At 72.5% G+C, this 21,227-nt stretch carries 22 protein-coding genes; 12 read left to right on the forward strand and 10 right to left on the reverse strand.

Annotation, left to right across the window (positions count from 1 at the left end; genetic code table 11):
• Positions 1-92 precede the first annotated feature (92 nt).
• Positions 93-1,523 carry a dihydrolipoyl dehydrogenase family protein gene (locus tag ACWCV3_RS05745; protein WP_451218838.1) on the forward strand — a complete coding sequence of 477 codons (1,431 nt, stop codon included), beginning with the start codon at positions 93-95 and terminating at the stop codon, positions 1,521-1,523.
• Between the two features lie 8 nt (positions 1,524-1,531).
• Here ACWCV3_RS05745 and def read toward each other — a convergent pair whose 3' ends face one another.
• Together def and ACWCV3_RS05755 are read right to left on the reverse strand one after the other, a co-directional pair.
• Complete coding sequence (gene def, locus ACWCV3_RS05750) at positions 1,532-2,176, reverse strand: peptide deformylase (protein WP_451218841.1); 645 nt, start codon at positions 2,174-2,176, stop codon at positions 1,532-1,534.
• A 96-nt stretch (positions 2,177-2,272) separates the two neighbouring features.
• Positions 2,273-2,620, reverse strand: coding sequence for a tetratricopeptide repeat protein (locus ACWCV3_RS05755; protein WP_451218844.1), 348 nt, complete (start codon positions 2,618-2,620; stop codon positions 2,273-2,275).
• A 182-nt stretch (positions 2,621-2,802) separates the two neighbouring features.
• Between ACWCV3_RS05755 and ACWCV3_RS05760 the strand changes: the two genes are divergently transcribed.
• Positions 2,803-3,861 (forward strand): enoyl-CoA hydratase/isomerase family protein, encoded by a 1,059-nt coding sequence (locus tag ACWCV3_RS05760; protein WP_451218847.1) that lies wholly within the window; start codon positions 2,803-2,805, stop codon positions 3,859-3,861.
• On the opposite strand, the gene ACWCV3_RS05765 is transcribed toward ACWCV3_RS05760, so the two are convergent.
• Positions 3,849-4,175 carry a hypothetical protein gene (locus tag ACWCV3_RS05765; protein WP_451218850.1) on the reverse strand — a complete coding sequence of 109 codons (327 nt, stop codon included), beginning with the start codon at positions 4,173-4,175 and terminating at the stop codon, positions 3,849-3,851. The two genes, ACWCV3_RS05760 and ACWCV3_RS05765, sit on opposite strands and share 13 nt — an antisense overlap.
• Positions 4,176-4,250: 75 nt before the next feature.
• Entirely contained in the window at positions 4,251-4,583 is a 333-nt protein-coding gene (locus ACWCV3_RS05770; RefSeq protein ID WP_451218853.1) for an antibiotic biosynthesis monooxygenase family protein, read from the reverse strand.
• A gap of 79 nt (positions 4,584-4,662) precedes the next feature.
• Here ACWCV3_RS05770 and ACWCV3_RS05775 point away from each other — a divergent pair, with 79 nt between their 5' ends.
• Positions 4,663-5,046 carry a VOC family protein gene (locus ACWCV3_RS05775; protein ID WP_451218856.1) on the forward strand — a complete coding sequence of 128 codons (384 nt, stop codon included), beginning with the start codon at positions 4,663-4,665 and terminating at the stop codon, positions 5,044-5,046.
• Positions 5,047-5,062: 16 nt separating this feature from the next.
• Here the strand turns inward: ACWCV3_RS05775 and ACWCV3_RS05780 are convergent, their stop codons facing one another.
• The gene (locus ACWCV3_RS05780; RefSeq protein ID WP_451218858.1) at positions 5,063-7,189 is read right to left on the reverse strand and encodes an MMPL family transporter; all 2,127 of its coding nucleotides are present in this window, start codon (positions 7,187-7,189) and stop codon (positions 5,063-5,065) included.
• A gap of 97 nt (positions 7,190-7,286) precedes the next feature.
• On the opposite strand from ACWCV3_RS05780, the gene ACWCV3_RS05785 reads away from it, so the two are divergent.
• The 7 genes from ACWCV3_RS05785 to ACWCV3_RS05815 all read left to right on the forward strand — a co-directional run bounded on the left by ACWCV3_RS05785 (position 7,287) and on the right by ACWCV3_RS05815 (position 16,307).
• On the forward strand, positions 7,287-7,760 hold the full coding sequence (locus tag ACWCV3_RS05785; RefSeq protein WP_451218861.1) for a MarR family winged helix-turn-helix transcriptional regulator: 474 nt from the start codon (positions 7,287-7,289) through the stop codon (positions 7,758-7,760).
• Positions 7,761-7,816: 56 nt separating this feature from the next.
• Positions 7,817-8,809, forward strand: a complete 993-nt coding sequence (locus ACWCV3_RS05790; RefSeq protein WP_451218864.1) for a LacI family DNA-binding transcriptional regulator — start codon at positions 7,817-7,819, stop codon at positions 8,807-8,809.
• A 252-nt stretch (positions 8,810-9,061) separates the two neighbouring features.
• On the forward strand, positions 9,062-10,417 hold the full coding sequence (locus ACWCV3_RS05795) for an ABC transporter substrate-binding protein (protein ID WP_451218867.1): 1,356 nt from the start codon (positions 9,062-9,064) through the stop codon (positions 10,415-10,417).
• Positions 10,404-11,297: a carbohydrate ABC transporter permease gene (locus ACWCV3_RS05800; RefSeq protein ID WP_451218870.1), complete on the forward strand. Its 894-nt coding sequence runs from the start codon at positions 10,404-10,406 to the stop codon at positions 11,295-11,297. The genes ACWCV3_RS05795 and ACWCV3_RS05800 overlap by 14 nt, the downstream gene beginning before the upstream one ends.
• Positions 11,294-12,172, forward strand: coding sequence for a carbohydrate ABC transporter permease (locus ACWCV3_RS05805; protein ID WP_451218873.1), 879 nt, complete (start codon positions 11,294-11,296; stop codon positions 12,170-12,172). Before ACWCV3_RS05800 ends, ACWCV3_RS05805 begins: the two co-directional genes overlap by 4 nt.
• Positions 12,169-14,181 carry a beta-galactosidase gene (locus tag ACWCV3_RS05810; RefSeq protein ID WP_451218876.1) on the forward strand — a complete coding sequence of 671 codons (2,013 nt, stop codon included), beginning with the start codon at positions 12,169-12,171 and terminating at the stop codon, positions 14,179-14,181. Before ACWCV3_RS05805 ends, ACWCV3_RS05810 begins: the two co-directional genes overlap by 4 nt.
• Before the next feature lie 14 nt (positions 14,182-14,195).
• Entirely contained in the window at positions 14,196-16,307 is a 2,112-nt protein-coding gene (locus ACWCV3_RS05815; protein ID WP_451218879.1) for an alpha-galactosidase, read from the forward strand.
• Positions 16,308-16,318: 11 nt separating this feature from the next.
• Here ACWCV3_RS05815 and ACWCV3_RS05820 read toward each other — a convergent pair whose 3' ends face one another.
• Positions 16,319-16,501 (reverse strand): hypothetical protein, encoded by a 183-nt coding sequence (locus ACWCV3_RS05820; RefSeq protein ID WP_037775405.1) that lies wholly within the window; start codon positions 16,499-16,501, stop codon positions 16,319-16,321.
• Positions 16,502-16,772: 271 nt separating this feature from the next.
• Between ACWCV3_RS05820 and ACWCV3_RS05825 the strand changes: the two genes are divergently transcribed.
• Positions 16,773-17,774: a mechanosensitive ion channel family protein gene (locus ACWCV3_RS05825; protein WP_451218882.1), complete on the forward strand. Its 1,002-nt coding sequence runs from the start codon at positions 16,773-16,775 to the stop codon at positions 17,772-17,774.
• Positions 17,775-17,852: 78 nt separating this feature from the next.
• Here ACWCV3_RS05825 and ACWCV3_RS05830 read toward each other — a convergent pair whose 3' ends face one another.
• Positions 17,853-18,023: a hydrophobic protein gene (locus ACWCV3_RS05830; RefSeq protein WP_244336086.1), complete on the reverse strand. Its 171-nt coding sequence runs from the start codon at positions 18,021-18,023 to the stop codon at positions 17,853-17,855.
• Between the two features lie 209 nt (positions 18,024-18,232).
• On the opposite strand from ACWCV3_RS05830, the gene ACWCV3_RS05835 reads away from it, so the two are divergent.
• Entirely contained in the window at positions 18,233-18,478 is a 246-nt protein-coding gene (locus ACWCV3_RS05835) for a DUF6479 family protein (RefSeq protein WP_451218885.1), read from the forward strand.
• 4 nt (positions 18,479-18,482) lie between these two features.
• On the opposite strand, the gene ACWCV3_RS05840 is transcribed toward ACWCV3_RS05835, so the two are convergent.
• The 3 genes from ACWCV3_RS05840 to ACWCV3_RS05850 all read right to left on the reverse strand — a co-directional run bounded on the left by ACWCV3_RS05840 (position 18,483) and on the right by ACWCV3_RS05850 (position 21,217).
• Positions 18,483-18,992 carry an SRPBCC family protein gene (locus tag ACWCV3_RS05840; protein ID WP_451218888.1) on the reverse strand — a complete coding sequence of 170 codons (510 nt, stop codon included), beginning with the start codon at positions 18,990-18,992 and terminating at the stop codon, positions 18,483-18,485.
• A 69-nt stretch (positions 18,993-19,061) separates the two neighbouring features.
• Positions 19,062-20,174 carry an aminotransferase class V-fold PLP-dependent enzyme gene (locus ACWCV3_RS05845; protein WP_451218891.1) on the reverse strand — a complete coding sequence of 371 codons (1,113 nt, stop codon included), beginning with the start codon at positions 20,172-20,174 and terminating at the stop codon, positions 19,062-19,064.
• 71 nt (positions 20,175-20,245) lie between these two features.
• Complete coding sequence (locus ACWCV3_RS05850) at positions 20,246-21,217, reverse strand: MFS transporter (protein ID WP_451218991.1); 972 nt, start codon at positions 21,215-21,217, stop codon at positions 20,246-20,248.
• Positions 21,218-21,227 lie beyond the last annotated feature (10 nt).

A 21,227-nucleotide genomic window follows, 5' to 3' on the forward strand; every position in this document is an offset into this window, starting at 1 on the left:
TCCCCTACAGCTTCCCCTCAAGGAAACCTTTCGGCACTCCCGCGCCGCGGGATCATGTGGCCCCGAGGACGCCCACCCACCACACTGGCCGCATGACGGAAACGGAAACCATCGCGTACGACGTCGTGGTGCTCGGGGCCGGGCCCGTGGGGGAGAACGCGGCCGACCGCGCCCACGCGGCCGGGCTCAGCACCGCGATCGTGGAGAGCGAGCTGGTGGGCGGGGAGTGCTCGTACTGGGCCTGCATGCCCAGCAAGGCGCTGCTCAGGCCGGTCATCGCCCAGGCCGACGCCCGCCGCCTGCCCGGCCTCGCCCCCGCCAACCAGGGCCCGCTCGACGCCGGGGCGGTTCTCGCCAGGCGGGACGACTTCGCCTCCCACTGGAAGGACGACGGCCAGGTCCAGTGGCTGGACGGCGCAGGCATCGGGCTGTACCGGGGCCACGGCCGCCTCGCCGGCCCCCGCACGGTCGCGGTCACCACCGAGGACGGCACGGTCACCATCCTGACCGCCCGGCACGCGGTCGTCCTCGCCACCGGTACCCGCGCCCGGCTCCCCGCCCTGCCCGGACTCGACGAGGTCCGGCCCTGGACCAGCCGGGAGGCGACCAGTGCGCGGACGGTGCCGGCCCGGCTGATCGTGGTCGGCGGGGGTGTCGTCGCCACCGAGATGGCCACCGCCTGGCAGGCGCTCGGCTCGCGGGTCACTCTGCTGGTCCGGGGCAAGGGCCTGCTCAGCCGGATGGAGCCGTTCGCCGGTGAACTGGTCGGTCAGGCGCTCACCGAGGCGGGCGTGGACGTACGCACCGGCGCCTCCGTCGAGTCCGTCGCCCGGGAGAACGGCACCGTGGTGGCCGTCACCGGTGACGGCGAGCGCATCGAGGCCGACGAGATCCTGTTCGCCACCGGCCGCGCCCCGCAGACCGACGACATCGGCCTGGACACCGTCGGCCTCGAACCCGGCTCCTGGCTGGAGGTGGACGACACCCTCCAGGTCGCCGGCACCGACTGGCTGTACGCGGTCGGCGACGTCAACCACCGGGCGCTGCTCACCCATCAGGGCAAGTACCAGGCCAGGGTCGCGGGAGCGGTCATCGCCGCCCGCGCCGCGGGCACCGCGCTGGACGACGCGCCGTGGGGGGCCCACGTGGCCACCGCCGACCACCACGCCGTCCCCCAGGTCGTCTTCACCGACCCCGAGGCCGCCGCCGTCGGGCTCTCCCTCGCGGAGGCCGAACAGGCCGGCCACCGGGTCCGCGCGGTCGATGTCGACTTCGGCTCCATCGCGGGAGCGGGCCTGTACGGCGACGGCTACAAGGGGCGGGCCCGGATGGTGGTCGACCTCGACGAGCAGATCCTGCGCGGGGTCACCTTCGTCGGGCCGGGCGTCGGGGAGCTCGTCCAGTCGGCGACCGTCGCCGTCGCCGGTCAGGTGCCGCTGGACCGGCTGTGGCACGTGGTGCCGCCGTTCCCGACGCTCAGCGAGATCTGGCTGCGGCTGCTGGAGGCCTACCGGGACAACTGATCTCCCGCTCAGGGGAGTTCGAAGCCCAGTGCCTCGGCCGCGGCCTTTGGTGAGGGTTGCGCCCAGCGGGCCGCCACCGCCTCGTTGGTCGACAGGGACCGGAGTTCGGCGCGGTCGAGGTACAGGGTGCCGTCGAGATGGTCGGTCTCGTGCTGCACGATACGGGCGGGCCAGCCGGTCACCGTTTCGTCGATCGCCCGCCCGTGCTCGTCCTGCCCGCGCAGCCTGATCCGCGCGGGCCGGGTCACCACGGCCTGCCAGCCGGGCACGCTCAGACAGCCCTCGAAGAACGACGCGCGGTCGGCGTTCTCCGCCTCGTACGACGGATTGACCAGCACCCGGAAGGGCTGGGGCACCCGGCCCCGGACCGCCGCGATCTCCTCCGGTACCGGTGCCGGATCCTCGATCACGGCGATCCGCAGCCCCACCCCGACCTGCGGCGCGGCGAGCCCCACACCGGGGGCCGCGCGCATGGTGTCCCGCAGGGCCGCCACGAAACGGGCGAGCAGCTCGGTTGCGAGCTGGCCTTTGTACGGCTCGGCAGGCTGCCGCAGTACCGGGTGCCCGGCGGCGACGATGGGCAAGGGGCCGCCCGCCGCGAGGAGTTCGGCCACCCGCTCGGCCAGGGGAGCGTGATCGCTGACAGGTGTCATCGCGTCAGGATGCCACGCCCGCCTGCGCGGAAGAGAGGCACGCCGCACCAACGGCCGGTGTGGATCAGGCCGTTCACACGGCGCGCCCCCAGGGGTTCACTCCTGCGGGAAGTCACCCGCGAGGGCGGCGGCGATCCGCAGGTGCGGCGCCGCCTCCTCGTGGCGGGACTGGCGCTCCAGCGTGCGACCCAGCATCAGCCGGGCGTAGTGCTCCACCGGGTCCCGCTCCACGATGATCCGCAGCTCCGTCTCGGCGCGGTTGAGCTGGGCGGAGTGGTAGTAGGCGCGGGCGAGCAGCAGCCGGGGCGCGGTCTGCTCCGGGACCTCCGCGACCAGCCCGGTGAGCACGCGCGCGGCCTGCGTGTACTCCTTGGCGTCGAAGAACATCCCCGCCCGCTCCCAGCGCTCGGCGGGGGTTCCGTGGTCGTAGTACGTGGTGTCCACCTGAGACCTCCTTCGGCGGCTGCAGCGTCCGAGGTTCGTTGAATATTCCATCAAAGTGGGGGGTGTCGCCGGAGGCTCCCGCGGAGGCAGGATCGTCGGTGCCCCGCTTGCCCACCGGACCCGGAAGGAACGAACGAGATCATGCACGTCATCGTGGCCCACGGCCCGCTGGAGGCGACCGGATGACCGGCGCCGAGTCTCCCGTACTGGTGCGCACCATCGGCCGCGCCGCCCATCTCACGCTGAACCGCCCCACGGCACTCAACGCGCTGAACCACGACATGGTCCGGCTCGTCGACGAGGCGCTCACCGAGTGGGAGCGCGACCCGACCGTGAGGACGGTGGTCGTCACCGGGGCGGGAGAGCGGGGGCTGTGCGCGGGCGGTGACATCCGTGCCGTCCATGACGACGCCCGCGACGGCGACGGCACCGCCTCGGCGGAGTTCTGGCGGGACGAGTACCGGCTCAACGCCCGGATCGCCCGTTATGTCAAGCCGTACGTGGCCGTGATGGACGGGATCGTGATGGGCGGCGGAGTAGGCATCTCGGCCCACGGCGATGTCCGGATCGTCACCGAGCGGTCCCGGATCGCCATGCCCGAGACCGGCATCGGGTTCGTCCCGGACGTGGGCGGCACCTACCTCCTGTCACGGGCTCCCGGCGAACTGGGCACCCACCTCGCGCTCACCGGAGCGCAGATCGGGGCGGGAGACGCGCTGCTGTGCGGGCTGGCCGACCATCACGTGCCGTTCGCCGCGATCCCGGACCTCGTGGCCGACCTCGACGCGCTCGATGTCGAGGACGCGCTCGCCCGGCACGCGCGTCCCGCCCCGGAGGGCGAGCTGGCGGTTCAGCGGGAGTGGATCGACGCCTGCTACACCGCCGGCACGGTCGAGGAGATCATCGCCCGGCTGCACGCGCACGGCTCGCCCGAGGCGAAGGCGGCCGCCGACACGCTGCTGACCAGGTCGCCCACCGCGCTGAAGATCACCTTGGCCGCCCTCCGCCGCGCCCGCCGGCTCCGGTCCCTGGAGGAGGTCCTCGACCAGGAGTACCGCGTCTCCTGTGCGGCGCTGTCCATCCCCGACCTGGTGGAAGGGGTGCGCGCCCAGATCATCGACAAGGACCGCTCGCCGCGCTGGTCGCCCGCGACCCTGGCGGAGGTCGACGACGTGGAGCGGTTCTTCGCCCCGCTGGGCGAGCGGGAACTCGGGCTGGGAGGCGCCCCTCACTCCGGGTGAGCCACCGCCTTCTTCTGCAGTTCCACCGCCGTCAGCAGGCCGAGGGCCGGCTCGGCCCTGCGCAGGGCCCGCAGGGCGGCCGTCGAGGCGAGGTCACCGGTGAAGCCGGTGTCGGCCAGCCGGGCGCGGACCCAGCGGGCGCACAGCGCGTCCTCGGAGGCGGCGGCGGTGGACTCCACGAGCGCGGCGGCCCGCTCCAGCCCCGGCCGCTCCTCCGGCGGCGCGTCCGCCAGGGCCTGGCGTACCGCCGCCACGATCGCGTCCGAGTCCTTGAGCGGCAGCACGAAGGCCCGCCCCCTGATGAGTCCTGTCATGGAGCCGATCCTGCCGGTCAGGTGCCGGTGCCGCCGGGGACTTGAGGAGATTCTGAGGCCGGATTCCCGGCGGGGTCAGCTCGCGTGGACCGACTCCACGCGGTAAAGACGGGGCTGGACGTGGGTGGCGATGGTGGCAGCCTTGTCCATGTGCACCCTGGCCTCGGGATCGGCCAGCATGGCGCGGTAGTGCTCCTCGGTCTCCCACTGGGCGTAGTTGACGACGCTCTCGCCGTCCAGGGAGGCGTGGAAGTTGGCGCAGACGAAGCCGGGCCGGTGCTTCATCGTCTCCTCCGTGGCGCGGGAGAGGAGGTCGATCAGCTCGACCTGGCGGTCCGGGGCGACGGTGAAGACGTTGATGAGCGTGGCCACCGGGCGCGTGGTGTCGATGTGTGCGGTGAGGGTCATGCCGGAAGGCTCCCCGGTAGGGCGCGTCCGGCTCGCTTCCGGCCCACCGGATTCGCCCGTTCTCCGTACACTGACCCGCATGGCATGCCGTATCAGCGAGCTGGTCGTCGACGCAGCCGACCCCGAGCTGCTCGCCGCGTTCTGGAGCGACGTACTGGGCTATGTGGAACTCGGCCGTGAGGACGACGGCAGCATCGAGATCGGCCCGCCCGGCGCGGGTTTCGGCGGACCCCAGCCGACCCTCGTCCTCAGCCCCACCACCGACCCCCGCCCCGCCAAGCTGCGTCTGCACATCGACGTCAGCCCCACCGACCGCGACCAGCCCGCCGAACTCGACCGCCTCCTCGCCCTCGGCGCCCGCCCGGCCGGAATCGGCCAGACGGGCGAGGAGACCTGGGACGTCCTGCTCGACCCGGAGGGCAACGAGTTCTGCCTCCTGCGCAGGCGGCTGAGTCCGGCGTAGCGGCGGCCGGAGAGGGCTACTGCCTCAGCTCCACGCGCCCCTCGTCCGACTCCCGTTCATGCGGGGTCCGCCGCTCGCGGGACAGCTTGCTCGGCCACCACACCGCCGGACCGATGTCGCGGACCAGGGCGGGCACCAGGAGGGACCGGACGACGAGGGTGTCGAGGAGGACGCCGAAGGCGACGATGAAGGCGATCTGCACGAGGAACGCCAGGGGGATGACGATCAGCGCGGCGAACGTCGCGGCGAGGACGACACCGGCCGAGGTGATGACGCCGCCCGTGGCGATCAGGCCGCGCAGGATGCCCTCGCGGGTGCCGTGGCGGAGGGTCTCCTCCCGGACGCGGGACATCAGGAAGATGTTGTAGTCCACGCCGAGGGCGACCAGGAACACGAACCCGTACAGGGGGACCGACGCGTCCGTGCCGGAGAAGCCGAAACCGTGGCGGAAGACCAGACCCGCGATGCCCAGCGTGGCCAGGTAGTTGAGCGCGACCGTCGCCACCAGCAGCAGCGGCAGCAGCAGGCACCGCAGCAGTGCGATCAGGATCACCAGGATGATCAGCAGGACGACGGGCACGATCAGGTTCCGGTCGTGCTCGGCGGTGCGCTGGGTGTCGTACTGCTGGGCGCTGTAACCGCCCACCAGCGAACCGGGGTCGAGGGCGTGCAGCCGGTCGCGCAGCCGCTGGACGGTCGCCTTGGCCGCGTCGCTGTCGGGCGCGTCGGTCAGGGTGGCGTCGATGCGGACCCGCCCGTCCACCACGCGCGGGGCACCGCCCGGCTTGCCGGTGGCGCTCAGCGGGGCGGCCGAGGCGACACCGGGGGTCTCGCCCGCCGCCGCGGTCACCTCCGCGCCCTTGTCCGCGTCCGCGATGACGACCACGGGCTGCCCGGAGCCGCCTGGGAAGTGCCGGCTCAGCGTCTGCTGCGCGGAGACGGAAGGGGCGTCGTTGACGAAGAGTTCGTCCAGCGGGACACCCTTCGACTTGAGCGCCGGGAAGAACGCCGCGCCCACGACGAGAAGGACACAGGTGGCCAGCCACACCTTCCGGGGGCTGCTGTCGACCACGTGCGCCACCCGGCGCCACAGGCCGTGGCCGCCGGTCTCCGCGTCCGCCGGGCGGGGCTTGGCCGGCCAGAAGGCGGCGTTGCCGAGCAGGGCGAGCACGGCGGGCAGGAAGGTGAGCGTCGACAGCACCGCGCAGCCGATGCCGATCGCGCCCACCGGGCCCAGCGCCCGATTGTTCGTCAGGTCGCTGAGCAGCAGAGCCAGCAGCCCGAGCGCGACCGTGGCCGCGCTGGCGGTGATCGCGCCGAACGAATTGCGCAGCGCGCCCCAGGCCGCCTCCGCCCGCTGGGCGCCCCGCGCCAGCTCCTCGCGGAAGCGGGCGGTGAGCAGCAGGGCGTAGTCGGTGGCCGCGCCGATCACCAGGATCGAGAGGATGCCCTGCACCTGCCCGTCCACCCTGACGACCCCGTTGTCGGCCAGGACGTACACGATCGCGCAGGCGATACCGAGCGCGAACACCGAGCTGAGGATGACGACGAACGGCAGCAGCACGCTGCGGTACACCAGCAGCAGGATGACCAGCACCGCCGCCAGCGCCACACCCAGAAGGATGCCGTCGATACCGCCGAACGCCTGAGTGAGGTCGGCCTGCGTGGCGGCCGGGCCGGCGACCTGCGCGCGCGTGCCGTCGACACCCGCCGCCGTCCGCTCGACCCGGTCCACCACGTCGGTGACCTTCTTGCCCAGCTCAGGGCTGAGCGGGACGACCCCCTCCAGCGCGGCCCCGTCCTTGGAGGGGAGCGCGGGGGACGGCCGGCCCACCACACCGTCGGTGCCGGCGAGCGAGGCCAGTGCGCGTGTGGCCGCCTCGCGCTGGGCGGGAGTGATCTTCCCGCCGTCCTTGCCGGTCCAGACCACCACGGCCGGGAGCGTCTCCTGCCGGTCGAAGGTCTTCTGCAGGGCGACGGCCTTGGTGGATTCCGCGCTGCGTGGCAGGAACGCGGTCTGGTCGTTGGTCGACACCTCGCCCAGCTTGCCCGCGTAGGAGCCGAAGGCCCCGCCGAGACCGAGCCAGACGAGCACGAGGACGAGGGGGACCAGCCAGCGGACCGGTCGGCGTACGGGGTTCATTCGCTCCCCAGGAAGGAGTGGGCGGATGCCGGGCAAGTTATCTCAATCATAAAGTATCTCAACGATCGAGAGGTCCGGAGATCATATCCTTGGAGACATGCAGCCCGAACGCCCGGAGGAGCGTCCTCCCAGCGACCTCAAGGGGTACGCCGTCCTCCTGCGCACCCTGAACAGCGAGATAAACCGCATCGCCCATGCTTTTGCCCACGCGCACGGCCTCCACGCCACGGACGTCCACGCGCTCGCCGCGATCATGGACGCCTCGGCCCTGGACGGCGAGCCCATGACGCCTTCCCGGCTGCGCGACCGCCTCGACCTCACCTCCGGCGCCGTGTCGGCGTGTCTGGACCGCCTCGAACGAGCCGGCCACGTCACCCGCGCCCGCGACAGCGCCGACCGCCGGGTGGTCCACCTGCACTACAACCCCGCCGCGCGCACCCTCGCCCGTCAGTACTTCAGCCCCCTGGCCCGGGGCACCGAGGCGGCCCGCAGCCGCTTCACCCCGGAACAGCTCGACACCGTCGCCGAGTTCCTCGGGGCCCTGAACCGCGAACTGGCCGCCGAGCGCTGAGACCGGGCGCGTTCCCCGAGGTGAAGTAGGGTGACCGCGCGGAAGGGGTGGGAGTGGTGCGCGAGCGGGTCACCATGGCGGACGTCGCCCGTGCGGCCGGAGTCTCCTCCGCCACGGTGTCGTACGTCCTGTCCGGCAAGCGTGCCGTCGCGCCCGGGACCCGTACGGCCGTCGAAGCGGCCATCGCCCAGCTGGGCTTCGTCGTCAACACCGCCGCCCGCAGTCTGCGCACGGGGCGTTCCAGTCTGGTCGCGCTGATCGTGCCGGACATCGCCAACCCGTTCTTCGCCCAGCTCGCCGCCACCCTCCAGGAGGAGCTGCGCGGGCCCGGGCTGCACGTCGTCGTGTGCGACACCCGGGCCCGGCGCGAGGAGGAGCGGGCGCTGCTCGCGGAAGCGGTGCAGCAGCGCTTCGCGGGGGTGGTGATCACGCCGTTCCGGCTGCTGCCGAGGGACCTCGGCGTACTGACCGACGCGGGCATACCTGCCGTGGTCAGCGCGGACGTGCCTTTCGGCCCCGTCGATCAGGTGGCCCCCGACGCGCGGGCCGCGACCCGGCAGGCGCTGGAGCTGGTGACCGCCGCCCGGCGCCGTCGCATCGCGATGATCGCGGGCCCCCGCGACGCCACCGGCGGCGACCCCCGGCTGGAGATGCTCCGCGCGCTGGCCCGCCAGTACGGCACGGCCCTGCCGGGCGACCTCGTGGTGCGCGGCGAGCACACCCGCGAGGCCGGCGCCGAGGGCTTCGCCGAGCTGATGGACCGCCGCTACCGCCCCGACGCGGTGTTCTGCGCCAACGACGTGATCGCGGTCGGCGCCCTGGACAAGGCCCGTGAGCTGGGCATCGACATCCCCGGCGAGGTCGCGCTCGTCGGCCACGACGACGCCGCCTTCGCGTCCCTGGTGCAGCCCCGCCTCACCACGATCCGCTACCCCGCCGAGGAGGTGGGCCGCGCCGCCGCCCGCCTGCTGCGCGAGCGGCTGGACGGCCGCACGGCCCATCGCACGGTACGGGTGAAGGCGGAGTTCGTGGCCCGCGCCTCGGTCTGAGTCCTGAGTCATCGCGCCATCGGCAGCACCTGCGCGCGGTGTTGCGTAATCGATTCCGTCCATAATTTTCAACTGGGTTGCTGTACGCGGTAATCGCAGGTCATAGCGCAATTCTCAAGCTGAACCGAAGCTCATGGGGCGATCTCGGGGCCGATCGATTGCCGCAAGGGCGTTGACTTCTGGTGATTCCTGTCGTGAAGGTTGCGCCCACCACGTCCCCGGAGCGCGACCCTCGGCGCAAGGAGCACCCTCATGGCGATACCCGTTCGCATGTCCACCACAAGACGATGCCTGGCCGGTGCGGCGGTCCTGGCGCTCACCGCGGTGGCCGGCTGCGGCGGCGGGGGCGGTGAGGACGACGGTGCGGCCGGCTCCTCCTGCAAGCCCGCCTCCGGCAAGGTCACCCTCCAGTACTGGTCCTGGGTCCCCGGCATGGACCAGGCGGTGCGCGCCTGGAACGCCGGACACCCCGACGTTCAGGTGAAGCTGCGTACCACCCCGGCCGGGAACGCGGGCACCTACCAGAACATGTCCAACGCCCTGAAGGCGCACAAGGCCCCCGACCTCGGCCAGATCGAGTACGACTCCCTGGCCAGCTTCCGCCTCAGGGGCGGCCTGAAGAACATCCAGTCCTGCCCCCGGGTCGCCCAGGCGCAGAACAAGTTCGTCGACTGGACCTGGTCCCAGGTCGACTTCGGGGCGCACGGCAAGGACGGCGTCTGGGCGATACCCCAGGACACCGGCCCGATGGCGCTCTACTACCGCAAGGACGTCTTCGACAAGCTCCACCTCAAGGCCCCGACCACCTGGGCGGAGTACGAGTCCGACGCCCGCGTCGTCAAGAAGGCGGGCAAGTACATCACCCACTTCTCGCAGACCGACCCGAACTGGTTCACCGGCCTGCTGTGGCAGAACGAGGCGACCCTGTTCGAGCGGAAGGGCGACGCCTGGAAGGTCACCGTCGACCGGCCCGAGAGCCGCCAGGTGGCCGACTACTGGCAGAAGCTCATCGACGACAAGCTCGTCGCCACCGACCTCCAGGGCTTCTCTCCCGCGCTGTACAAGGCGTGGAACTCCGGAGAGGTGGTCACCTGGATCAGCGCCGCGTGGGGCTACAGCACCATCCGGGACAACGCCGCGTCCACCAAGGGCAAGTGGGCGGTGGCCCCCATGCCGCAGTGGAAGGCGGGCGAACAGCGGGCCGGAAACTGGGGCGGCTCCACCACCGCCGTCCTCTCCGGCAGCGAGCACCCCGCGGAGGCGGCCGAGTTCGCGCTCTGGCTCAACACCGACCCCGAGGCCCTGGAGATCCTCAACCGGTCCGGCGGCCTCTACCCGGCGGCCAAGGCCGGACTGACCCTGCCCGCCCTGCGAAAGCCCGTCGGCTTCTACGGCGACCAGAAGATCTTCGACGTCTTCAAGCAGGCGTCCGCCGAGGTCGACACCGACTTCACCTGGGGTCCCACGATGACCGACACCTACCGCTTCCTCAGCGACGGCACCTCGGACGTCACCGCCGGCAAGGGCACCCTGGGCGACGTCCTGAAGCGGACCGCGGACGACAGCGCCGACTCCCTGCGCAAGCAGTCCCTCGATGTCACGCGCTGACCGGGCCCGGCGCCGGACCCTCGCCCCGTACGCCTTCCTCGTCCCCTTCCTCGTGCCGTTCGTCCTGTTCACCCTGCTGCCGGTCGGCTACGCCTTCTGGCAGAGCCTGCACAGGACCGCGCGCACGGGCGGCACCTTCGGCCGCACCCACTCGGTGTTCTCCGGCTTCGAGCAGTACGCCGACGTCGTGCGGGAGCCGTACTTCGCCGACAGCGTCCTCAGGGTCGGCCTCTTCGCCCTCGTGCAGATCCCGGTGATGCTGCTGTTCGCCCTGGTCCTCGCCCTGCTGCTGGACTCGGCCGTGGCCCGCCTCAAGCGGTTCTTCCGGCTGGTGTACTTCGTCCCGTACGGCATTCCGGGCGTCGTCGCCGCGCTGATGTGGGCCTCCCTGTACGACCCGAGACTGTCCCCGATCACCGGCCTGCTGGACTCGGCGGGTATCCGGGCCGACCTGCTGGGACCGCGCCTGGTGCTCTGGTCCATCGGCAACGTGGTGACCTGGACCTACACCGGCTACAACATGCTCATCCTGTACTCCGCGCTCCAGGCACTGCCCACCGACATCGAGGAGGCGGCCCGCGTCGACGGGGCGAACGGCTGGACCACCGCGCTGCGCATCAAGGTCCCGCTGATCCGCCCGGCGCTCGTCCTCACCGGGGTGTTCTCCATCATCGGCACCCTGCAACTCTTCACCGAGCCCCAGGTGTTCCGGTCCATCTCCACCAGCGTGACCAGCACCTACACCCCCAACCTCGCCGCCTACTCCCTCACCGCCGGAGACGACTACGGCGGAGCCGCCGCGCTCTCCGTGCTGCTCGCCACGGTCACCTTCGCGCTGTCCTTCGCATTCCTGCGCCTCACCTCCAGGGGGCAGCGATGAGCCTGCTCACCCGTACCGACGGTGCCCACGCCACCCGCACCGGCCGCGCCTCCACCGCCGCCGCCGTCGCCTTCATGGCCCTGGCCGCCTGCTACATGCTGCTCCCGGTGTACTGGCTGCTGGTCGCCGCGACCAAGAGTCAGAGCGACCTCGTCGACAGCCCCGGACTGCGGCCCGCGCACTGGCACTTCGGCGCCAACCTGGCCGCGCTCTTCCGGCAGCAGGACGGCGTCTTCGCGCGCTGGCTGCTCAACAGCCTGCTGTACGCGGGCGCGGGAGCCGCCGTCGCCACCGCGCTGTCGGCGGCCGCCGGATACGCCCTGGCCAAGTACCGCTTCGCGGGCAGGGAGTTGCTCTTCTCGGTGATTCTCGGCGGGGTTCTCGTCCCGGCGACCGCCCTCGCGCTGCCGCTGTTCCTCATGTTCGCCGCGGTGGACGCCACCAACACGTTCTGGTCGGTGTTCCTGCCGAGCGTCGTCAGCCCCTTCGGGGTCTATCTGTCCCGCGTCTTCGCCGCCGCGTCGGTGCCGGACGAGGTGATCGAGGCGGCGCGGATGGACGGCGCGGGGGAGCTGCGCATCTTCACCGGGATCGGGCTGCGCATGATGTCGCCCGCTCTGGTGACCGTGTTCCTGTTCCAGTTCGTCGTCATCTGGAACAACTTCCTGCTGCCCCTGGTCATGCTCCAGGACGACGACCTCTATCCCGTCACCCTCGGTCTGTACACCTGGCAGACGCAGACCAGCCGCCTGCCCGTCCTCCAGACCCTCACCATCGTGGGAGCCCTGGTCTCCGTCGTGCCCATCGTGCTCACCTTCCTCCTGCTCCAGCGCCACTGGCGTGCCGGGCTCTCCGCCGGGGCGGTGAAGTCGTGACCCACCCCCTCACCGCGCTCAACCACCGTCTGGGCGGCATCGCCTACGGCGGCGACTACAACCCCGAGCAGTGGCCCCGCGAGGTCTGGCGCGAGGACGTCCGCCTCATGCGGGAGGCGGGGGTGAACCTCGTGACCGTGGGCGTCTTCTCCTGGTCCCGTGTCGAACCGCGTCCCGGCGCCTACGACTGGGAACTGCTGGACGAGGTGCTCGACCTGCTGCACGCCCACGGCATCGCCGTCGACCTCGCCACCCCGACCGCCGCGCCCCCGCCGTGGTTCACCAAGCTGCACCCGGACGCCCTGCCCGTCACCGCCTCCGGCACCCGGCTCTCCCACGGCAGCCGGCAGGCCTTCTGCCCCAGCAGTCCGGCCTACGCCGAGGCCGCCGACGCCCTGGTCACCGCGCTGGCCGCGCGGTACGCGGACCATCCCGCCGTGGCGCTCTGGCACGTCCACAACGAGTGGGGCAACCACAACGCCCTCTGCTACTGCGACACCAGCGCGGCCGCCTTCCGTTCCTGGCTCCGGGAGCGGTACGCCACCCTGGAATCCCTCAACTCCGCCTGGGGCACCGACTTCTGGAGTCAGCGCTACGGCGACTGGGACGAGATCGACCCGCCCCGCGACACCACCGCCTTCCGTAATCCGGGCCAGGAGCTCGACTACCGCCGCTTCTCCTCCGACGCCCTTCTCGGCCGCCACCGCGCGGAGACCGCCCTGCTCAAGCGGCTCGCCCCCGGCATCCCCGTCACCACCAACCTCATGGGCACCCTGGAGAAGAAGGTCGACGGACACGCCTTCGCCGCCGACTGCGACCTGGTCTCCGTGGACCACTACCTCACCGCCGCCGACCCCGAGGGCCACATCGACCTCGCCCTCAACGCCGACCTCGCCCGCGGCATGGCCCGGGGCACCCCCTGGATGCTCATGGAGCACTCCACCTCCGCCGTCAACTGGCAGCCGGTCAACGTGCCGAAGCGGCCCGGCGAACTGCGGCGCAACAGCCTGACCCACCTGGCCAGGGGCGCCGACGGCATCATGTTCTTCCAGTGGCGGCAGTCCACGGCCGGCGCCGAGAAGTGGCACTCCGCGATGCTCCCGCACGGCGGCACCGACACCCGGATCTGGCGAGAGGTCCGTGCCCTGGGCGCCGAGCTGTCCGCTCTGGCCGAGGTGGCCGGGTCCCGCGTGCGGAGCGACGTCGCGCTCCTCTTCGACTGGCCCGCCTGGTGGGCCCTGGAGCTGTCGGCCCGCCCCTCCGGCCGACTGCGCTACCTGGACGCCGTCCGCGACTGGTACGCGGCCCTGTGGTCGCTCAACCTCACCTGCGACGTGCTCCAGCCCGGCGCCGACCTGGCGCCGTACCGGGCGGTCGTCGCCCCGAACCTGTACCTGCTCTCCGGCCAGGACGCCGCGAACCTCGACGCATACGTCCGCCAGGGCGGCCGCCTGGCGGTGGGCTGCTTCAGCGGGGTGGTCGACACCGAGGACCGGGTGAGGCCCGGCGGTTACCCCGGTGCCCTGCGCGAGGTGCTCGGGCTGCGGGTCGACGAGTACCTCCCGCTGAGGCCCGGCGAGACCGCCCGGCTGGACGACGGCACCCTCGCGCACGACTGGGCCGAGCGCGTGGAGCCACGCGGCTGCTCGGCCCTGCTGCACTTCGCGGACGGACCGGGAGGCGGTCCGGCCGCCGGAGGTCCCGCGGTCACCCGCCACGCCTACGGCCGGGGCAGCGCGCGGTACGTCGCCACGCGCCCCTCGGAGCGCACGTTGCGCGAGCTGATGCGGGCGCTGGCCGACGAGGCGGGCGTTTCTCCCGTCGCCGTCGAAGGGGTCGAGGCGGTGCGTCGCAGCGGGCCGCGGGGCAGCCATCTGTTCCTCGTCAACCACACCGCCGACGACGTGACGGTCCCGGTGCGCGGCACAGGGCTGCTGGGCGCCGAGGTCGGCGACCTCGGCGCGCTGGTCCCCGCCGGGGGAGCGGTCGTCATCCGGGAACACGAGTGACGAAAGGGCCGCCCATGACGCCGCCCGTGGAGTACGACGGACCCAGCGGCACCGTCGTGCTGCGGACCGAAGCCACCTGTTACGTGCTGCGGGTGGACCGAGCCGTCCTGCACGTCCACTGGGGCGCGCCGCTGCCCTTGGAGGACGCGGTCCGGCTGCCCGTGCGGAGCGAACCGGACAACAGCTTCGCCGGTCCCTTCGACGGGGTGGAGGAGTATCCCGTCGAGGGCGGCGCGCGGTTCGGGGTGCCCGCCCTGGAGGTCCGGTTCGCCGACGGGCAGAGTCCCGTCGAGCCCGAGGTCACCGGGGTGCGGGTCGTCGGGGCGGGGCACGTGGTGGTCTCACTGCGGGACCGGGCGCGGCCCCTGGCGTGGGAGACGCACTACCGGGTGCCGCCCGGCGGCGACGTCATCGAGCGCTGGACGGAGTTCGAGCACACCGGCACCACCGGCCCGCTGCTCCTCGTACGCCATGCCGCGGCCCACTGGCCGCTGCCCCGGCGGCAGCGCTGGCGGATGTCGGCCGTGCACGGCGGCTGGTCCGACGAGCACCGGCTCGCCCGTACCGAGGTGGCCGTGGGCGAGACCACGCTGACCAGCAGGCGCGGTCACACCGGTCACCAGACCAACCCGTGGGTCGCCCTGGACGACGGTGCCGCCGACGAGGAGCACGGGGAGGTGTGGGCCACCGCCCTTGCCGCGAGCGGAAGCTGGCGTCTCACCGTGCAGCGCACGGCGGCCGGAGAGGTGGGCGTGGTCGTGGGGGAGGGGCACGAGGGCGCCGAGGTCGCGCTGGCCCCCGGCGGACGGCACGTCACGGCGGTCAGCGCGGCCGTGCACTCCACGGACGGCTTCGGTGCCGTCAGCCGCGCCTTCCACACCTACGTCCGGCGCCATGTGCTGCCCCACCCGGACGAGTTGCGGCCCGTCCTCTACAACTCCTGGGAGGCGACCGGCTTCGAGACCTCGGAGGAGGGCCAACTGGGCCTGGCCCGGCGGGCGGCCGACCTCGGGGTGGAGCTGTTCGTGGTGGACGACGGCTGGTTCGGCACCCGCGACGACGACCGGTCCGGGCTCGGCGACTGGACCCCGCACCCCCGGCGCTTCCCGCGCGGGCTGCGCCCTCTCGCCGACGAGGTGCACCGGCTGGGCATGGCGTTCGGGCTGTGGGTGGAACCCGAAATGACCAACCCCGCCAGTGACCTGTACCGCCGCCACCCCGGACGTCTGCTGCATCTGCCCGACCGCGGCGCCACCGAGCTGCGCCACCAGCTCGTGCTGGACTTCTCCCGCCGCGAGGTGACCGAGTGGGCGTACGACTGGCTGCGCCGGGTCGTCGCCGAGAACACCGTCGACTTCCTCAAGTGGGACTTCAACCGGTCCTTCACCGAGGCCGGCGCGCAGGGCGGCGGGCCGGACGCGCGGCGGGTGCACATCGAGCACGCGCGCGGGGTGCACCGGGTGCTCGACCGGCTGCGCGCCGCGTTCCCCCGGCTCCGGATCGAGTCGTGCGCGGGCGGCGGCGGCCGGACCGACCTCGGCATGCTCGCCCGTACCGACCAGGTGTGGACCTCCGACAACACCGACGCCGTACAACGGCTCGCCGTCCAGCACGGCTTCAGCCAGGTCTACCCGGCCCACGTCATGTCGGCCTGGGTCACGGACAGCCCCAACCCGCTGACCGGGCGCCGGGTACCGCTGGCCTTCCGCTTCCACTCGGCGATGGCGGGCGTCCTGGGCGTCGGCGGCGACCTGGACCGGTGGACACCGGCCGAACTCCGCGAGGCCGCACGGCTGATCGGGGTCTACAAGGACATCCGCCCGCTGGTGCAGCACGGACACCAGTACCGGCTGCTCCCGCCGGGCGACGGCGCCCTGAGCGCCGTCCAGTACGTGCGTCCCGACGCCGACCGGACGGTGCTGCTGGTGTGGCGGCCCAGCGCCTCCTTCGGGCCGGCACACCCGCCACTCCGGCTTCGGGGCCTGGACCCCGGGGCCCGCTACCGGGACGAGGACACCGCGGCCAAGTGGTCGGGCGCGACCCTCATGGGCTTCGGTCTGCCCGTCCCCGCCCTGCCGGACGGCGACTGCGCGAGCGCGCTGGTGCGTCTGCGCAGGGTGGCCTAGGTGATGTCCCGTCAGCGGCCGGGAGGCGGTCCCATCGGGCCGGGCGCGTGCGGCCCGGCGCCGGGCAGGCCGGTGCCCGGTGGCATCACCCGTGCCAGGTCGCGGTGTATGCGGTCGGCTTCGCCCCGCACCTCGGCGGGGACGTCACCGCGTTCCGCGACGAGACGGCTGAAGATGGGGGTGTCGGTGAACATGGCGGAGGCTGCTCTTTCCAGTGGGTCGCCGGGGTGGGGGGAGCGACGGGACGAGTGACGGTCACCTGCCGTGGCCGGACCGCCGGCGGGCCGACAGACGGCGGTCCCGAGGAACGCCCGGCCAGGAACGGGCACACGACACCTTAAGCGGAGCTACCGGCAACGCGCGTCCGGGGACCCGGTCCACCCGGTCACCGTAGATGATCATGTCCTGCGTATTCGAGGGTAGGCGCGGCCGACGAGTCCGAAAGTCGTCGAATACGGAGTAGTCGTGCCGACACCGCACCTTTCCTCACCGCCCGGCGCACCCGGAGCCGTGCGTCTGGCCGCGCCCTGGCCGAACTGGCTGGAGGCGCACACCACGGCACTGGTCGAGGTCCCCCTGCGCATCGCGCTGATCGTCGTCGTCCTGGCGGTGATCCGCTGGGTGGCCAAGCGGGCCATCACCCGCGTCGTCCAGCACATCCTGCAGCCCTCCGGCGAGGAGCACGAGTCCCGCCCGCCGCGCCGCACCGGACGCGGGGCCGCCGTGCTGCTGCGCGACCGCGCCCGCTCCTCCCAGCGCCGCGAACAGCGCGCCCGCACCATCGGATCGGTGCTCAGCAGCGGAGTCACCATAGTCCTGGCCCTGCTGGGCACTGCCATGATCCTGGATCAGGTCGGCATCGCCCTCGGGCCGCTGCTGGCCAGCGCCGGAGTGGTCGGACTCGCCATCGGCTTCGGCGCGCAGAGCCTGGTCGCCGACTACCTCTCCGGACTGCTCATCATGGTGGAGGACCAGTACGGCGTCGGTGACACCGTCGACCTCGGCGAGGCCGTCGGCGAGGTCGAGCACATCGGTCTGCGCCTCACCCACGTCCGCGACCTCAACGGAGGTCTGTGGCACATCCGCAACGGCGAGGTCCTCCGCGTCCGCAACGACAGCCAGGACTGGGCCCGCGCCGTCCTGGACGTCGCCGTCGCCTACGACGCCAACCTCGACACCGTCTACCAGGTGCTGGAGGACGCCGGCCGCGGCCTGCGCCAGGACCCGGCCTTCTCCGCCGTACTGCTGGAGGACCCCGGAGTGTGGGGTGTGCAGTCGCTGGACGCGGACGGCGTCGTCGTCCGCCTCGCGGTGAAGACCGTCCCGCTCCAGCAGTGGAGCGTCACCCGCGAGCTGCGCCGCCGGGTGAAGGACGCGCTGGACGCGGCCGGTATCGACATCCCGTTCCCGCAGCGCACCATCTGGCTGCGCAACGAGGACTCGGAGAAGCAGCTCACCGGCCCCTGAACCCTCCGCGCACGACGAGGGGCCCGGCCTTTCGAAGGCCGGGCCCCTCGTCATGTCCGCGGTGCGCGCGCGGTCCGCCTACCAGCGGTACCAGCGACCACGACGGCCACCGCTGCCCGTGGGGCGCACGAAGAAACCGACCAGCCACACGACCAGGACGATCACCGCTATCCACCACAGCGCCTTCAGGGCGAAGCCCGCGCCGAAGAGGATGAGAGCCAGCAGAAGAACCAGAAGCAAAGGAACCATTGTCATAACCTCCTGACCGCCGATTGCCCTTGACCAGCGAATACACGCACACAACGGCCCTGTTTTCCCCACAGTCCGAAGGGAATGCGGAGGTGTTGCGGCGAAGGTCGCCGCGACCCGGTACGCCGTTCGGGGCAGCGCGGGAGCGGAGGAGGCTGACGGGGCCGGTGAAGAGGGATTCTCCGCGTGCGCGGGGGTATCCGCCCTGCATGAACATCGCTGCTGAATTCCTCGCCGCGTCCAGCAGGAGCGCCCTGTGGCTCCTGGTCGTGGGCGTGATCGTCGTCGTGATCCTGCTGGGCGCATTCCTGCTGGGCGGCCGGCGGGCGCGCTCGCGCGGCCTGTCCACGCAGTCGCCCGGCGCCGACGCCCGCCGCGGCCCGCAGGACCAGTCGGGTGTCGGCTGGCAGACCCCGGAGGACGCCCCGGAGAACCACACCCACCACCGGCACTGAGTGCTCACTCCGCGGGCTGCCGCTCCAGCTCCCGCTTGAGGTTGGCCAGGGTCCTGCGGATGTTGCGGGTCTGGAAATCGGGAAACGTGCTGCCCGAGGTGACGATCCGGTCGAAGACGCCGGCCACGAAGTCGGGCCAACCGCGGCGGTCGTCGTACCAGATCTCGGTGACGCGGGTGCCCTTGCCCTCCGGCTCGAAGCGGTACTCCCAGGTGGCGATGGGGGCGCGCAGGCGGGGGCGGCCGACGCCGATCGCGTGGACCCGGAAGGCGAAGCGGCGGCCGGGGTCGGCCGCCGTGACCGTGCACCGGGTCACCCAGCTGAAGTGCCCGCGCCTGTTCCGTCCGACGAAGCTGGTGCCCACCCCGGCCGGACCCGCCGCCGAGCCGGGGGCGGTGCCCAGGTTCTCCGGGCTCCAGCGGCCCATGTCGCCGGGGTCGCTCACCGCCCGGTAGGCGGCGTCCGGCGGGACGTCGATGACGATGCTGTCGCTCACACTCAACACACGGCCCACTGAGCTGCCTCCTACCGCGAACACATGGCTACTGCCGAGTAGGAATCATGGCACGGCACCCCCGCCCGGTCAGTCCGCGAGGGCCGCCAGGGCGGCTGCGACCAGACCGCACACCTCGGGCGGGGTGGAGGCGTGCGGGGAGAACCTCAGCGAGTCCTTGCGCACGGTCGGTGTGACGCCCTCGGCGTTCAGCGCCTTCGCCACGAGGGCCGGGTCCCGGTCCGGCACGGTGAAGGAGAGGATGCCCGCGCGCCGGGCCGGGTCGGCGGGGGAGAGGATCCGGCCGCCGTACTCCCGCACGACCTCGGTCAGCTCGCCGACCCGCTCCGCGACGGCCGCCTCGATCGCGCCGACGGTGTACCGCTCCACGAGGTCCAGCGCGGCCGCGAACGCGGCTGCCGTCACCGGGCTCAGGTTGGTGACGGACCAGCGGCCCGCGTCCGGGACGGGCGGATGCTCCGCCCCGTCGAAGAGGCCGGCCTCCGCCACGCCCGTCCAGCCGGTGAGCACCGGTTCCAGGGTTTCCAGCGCGCGGTCGGAGAGGGTGGCGAAGCCCGTCGCCCATCCCGCCCGCAGCCACTTCTGGCCGCCGGCCACCACGACGTCCGCCGCGTCCCACGGCAGCTCGGCCGCACCGAACGCCTGGATGGCGTCCACCACCAGCAGCCGGTCCGGCCCGATCGCCTCGCGCAGCCCCGCCAGATCCGCCCGGAACCCGGTCCGGAAGTCCACCGCGCTCACCGCCAGCGCCACGACGTCCCCGGTCAGCGCGGCGCGCACGAGTTCCGGGGTCACCCCGCCACCCGGTTCGGGGTCCAGCCAGCGGGGCGTCACCCGGCCGAGGCCGGCGGCGCGGCGCCACGGGTACTGGTTGGCGGGGAAGTCGGTGCGGGGGACGAGGACCGTGCCCTCCCGGATGCCGAGCGCGGCGTGGAAGAGGCCGGTGGACGCGTTCGGCAGCAGCACGGTGTGCCGGAGGCCGGTGCCCGCGAGGCGGGCGGCGGTGGCCCGCGCGGTCACCTCCGCGCGCATCAGACCGTCCACCGTGGTGTGGCCGGCCCGGGCGGACTCCGCCAGGGCCCGCGTCGTGGCGTCCACGGCATCCCGCGACGGTGGCCCGAACCGGGCGAAGTCGAGATATCCGGCCGGTGTGTCGAAGTGAGCCGCGTACGAAGTGAGCACGGGTTCATCCTCCCCGGTACGGCACGGGCGGGGCACCCCCGCCCCAGGGGAGGCCCCGCCCGTCCGTCCGCTCAGTGCCCGCCGGACTCCCCGGGACGCGCCCGGCGCGGCAGGAGGAAGGCGAGCAGGAAGGTCAGCACCAGCATCCCGTCCACGATCCACAGCACGGTCTTCATGACGGAGCCGAAGCCCCCCTGGAACGCCGAGGTGGCGGTGGACCGGAGCGCGGCCGGAATCCGGGAGCCGTCCTCCGGAGAGGTGACGACCGAGCGGGTGTCCTTCTCCAGCGTGGTGCAGGAGGCCGGGGTCGCGGCCGGTTCCTTGGCGACCGCACGGTCCGCGGCGCAGGTCCGCAGATCCGCCACGACCCGGTCCTGGGCGGCCGGCGCGACATGCGCGGCGGTCAGCTGCCGGCGCAGACCGTCGGCGTGGTGGTCGACGGCGGTGGCGATGCCGCCGCCCAGCAGGCCGAAGAAGACGGTGCCGAGGACGGCCACGCCGAAGGCGCCGCCGAGCTGCTGGACCGCCGTCATGGTCCCGGAAGCCGAGCCCGTCTCGTGCTGTTCGACGCTGGCCAGCACGATGTCGAAGAAGGGCGCCATCAGCAGGCCCATCCCGATGCCCGTGACCAGCAGCGAGGGCAGGAGCTGCCAGGGACCGACGCCGCTGCCCGCGAGATCGAGGGTGAGCCACACCGCGGACACGCCGAGCGCCATGACCAGCGAGCCGGCCTGGAGTACGGCGCGGCCGAACCGGGTGACCGCCTGGGCGAGCCCGAAACCGACGATCATGCCGCCCGACCAGGGCACCATCACCAGGCCCGCCTTCAGCGGCGAGTAGCCGAGACCGATCTGGGTGTACAGGTTGAAGACCAGCATGAAGCCCTGCATGGCGGAGAAGAAGACCAGGCCGAGGACCATGCCGCCGCTGAAGCCACGCTTGCGGAACAGGCTGATGACCACCAGTGGGTCCTGGCCCGCCCGGCTGCGCCGCGCCTCGTACACCGCGAAGGCGGCGAACACGACGACCGACGCGGCCATCATCACGCCCCGG

It is taken from the genome of Streptomyces sp. NPDC001781 (assembly GCF_053596035.1).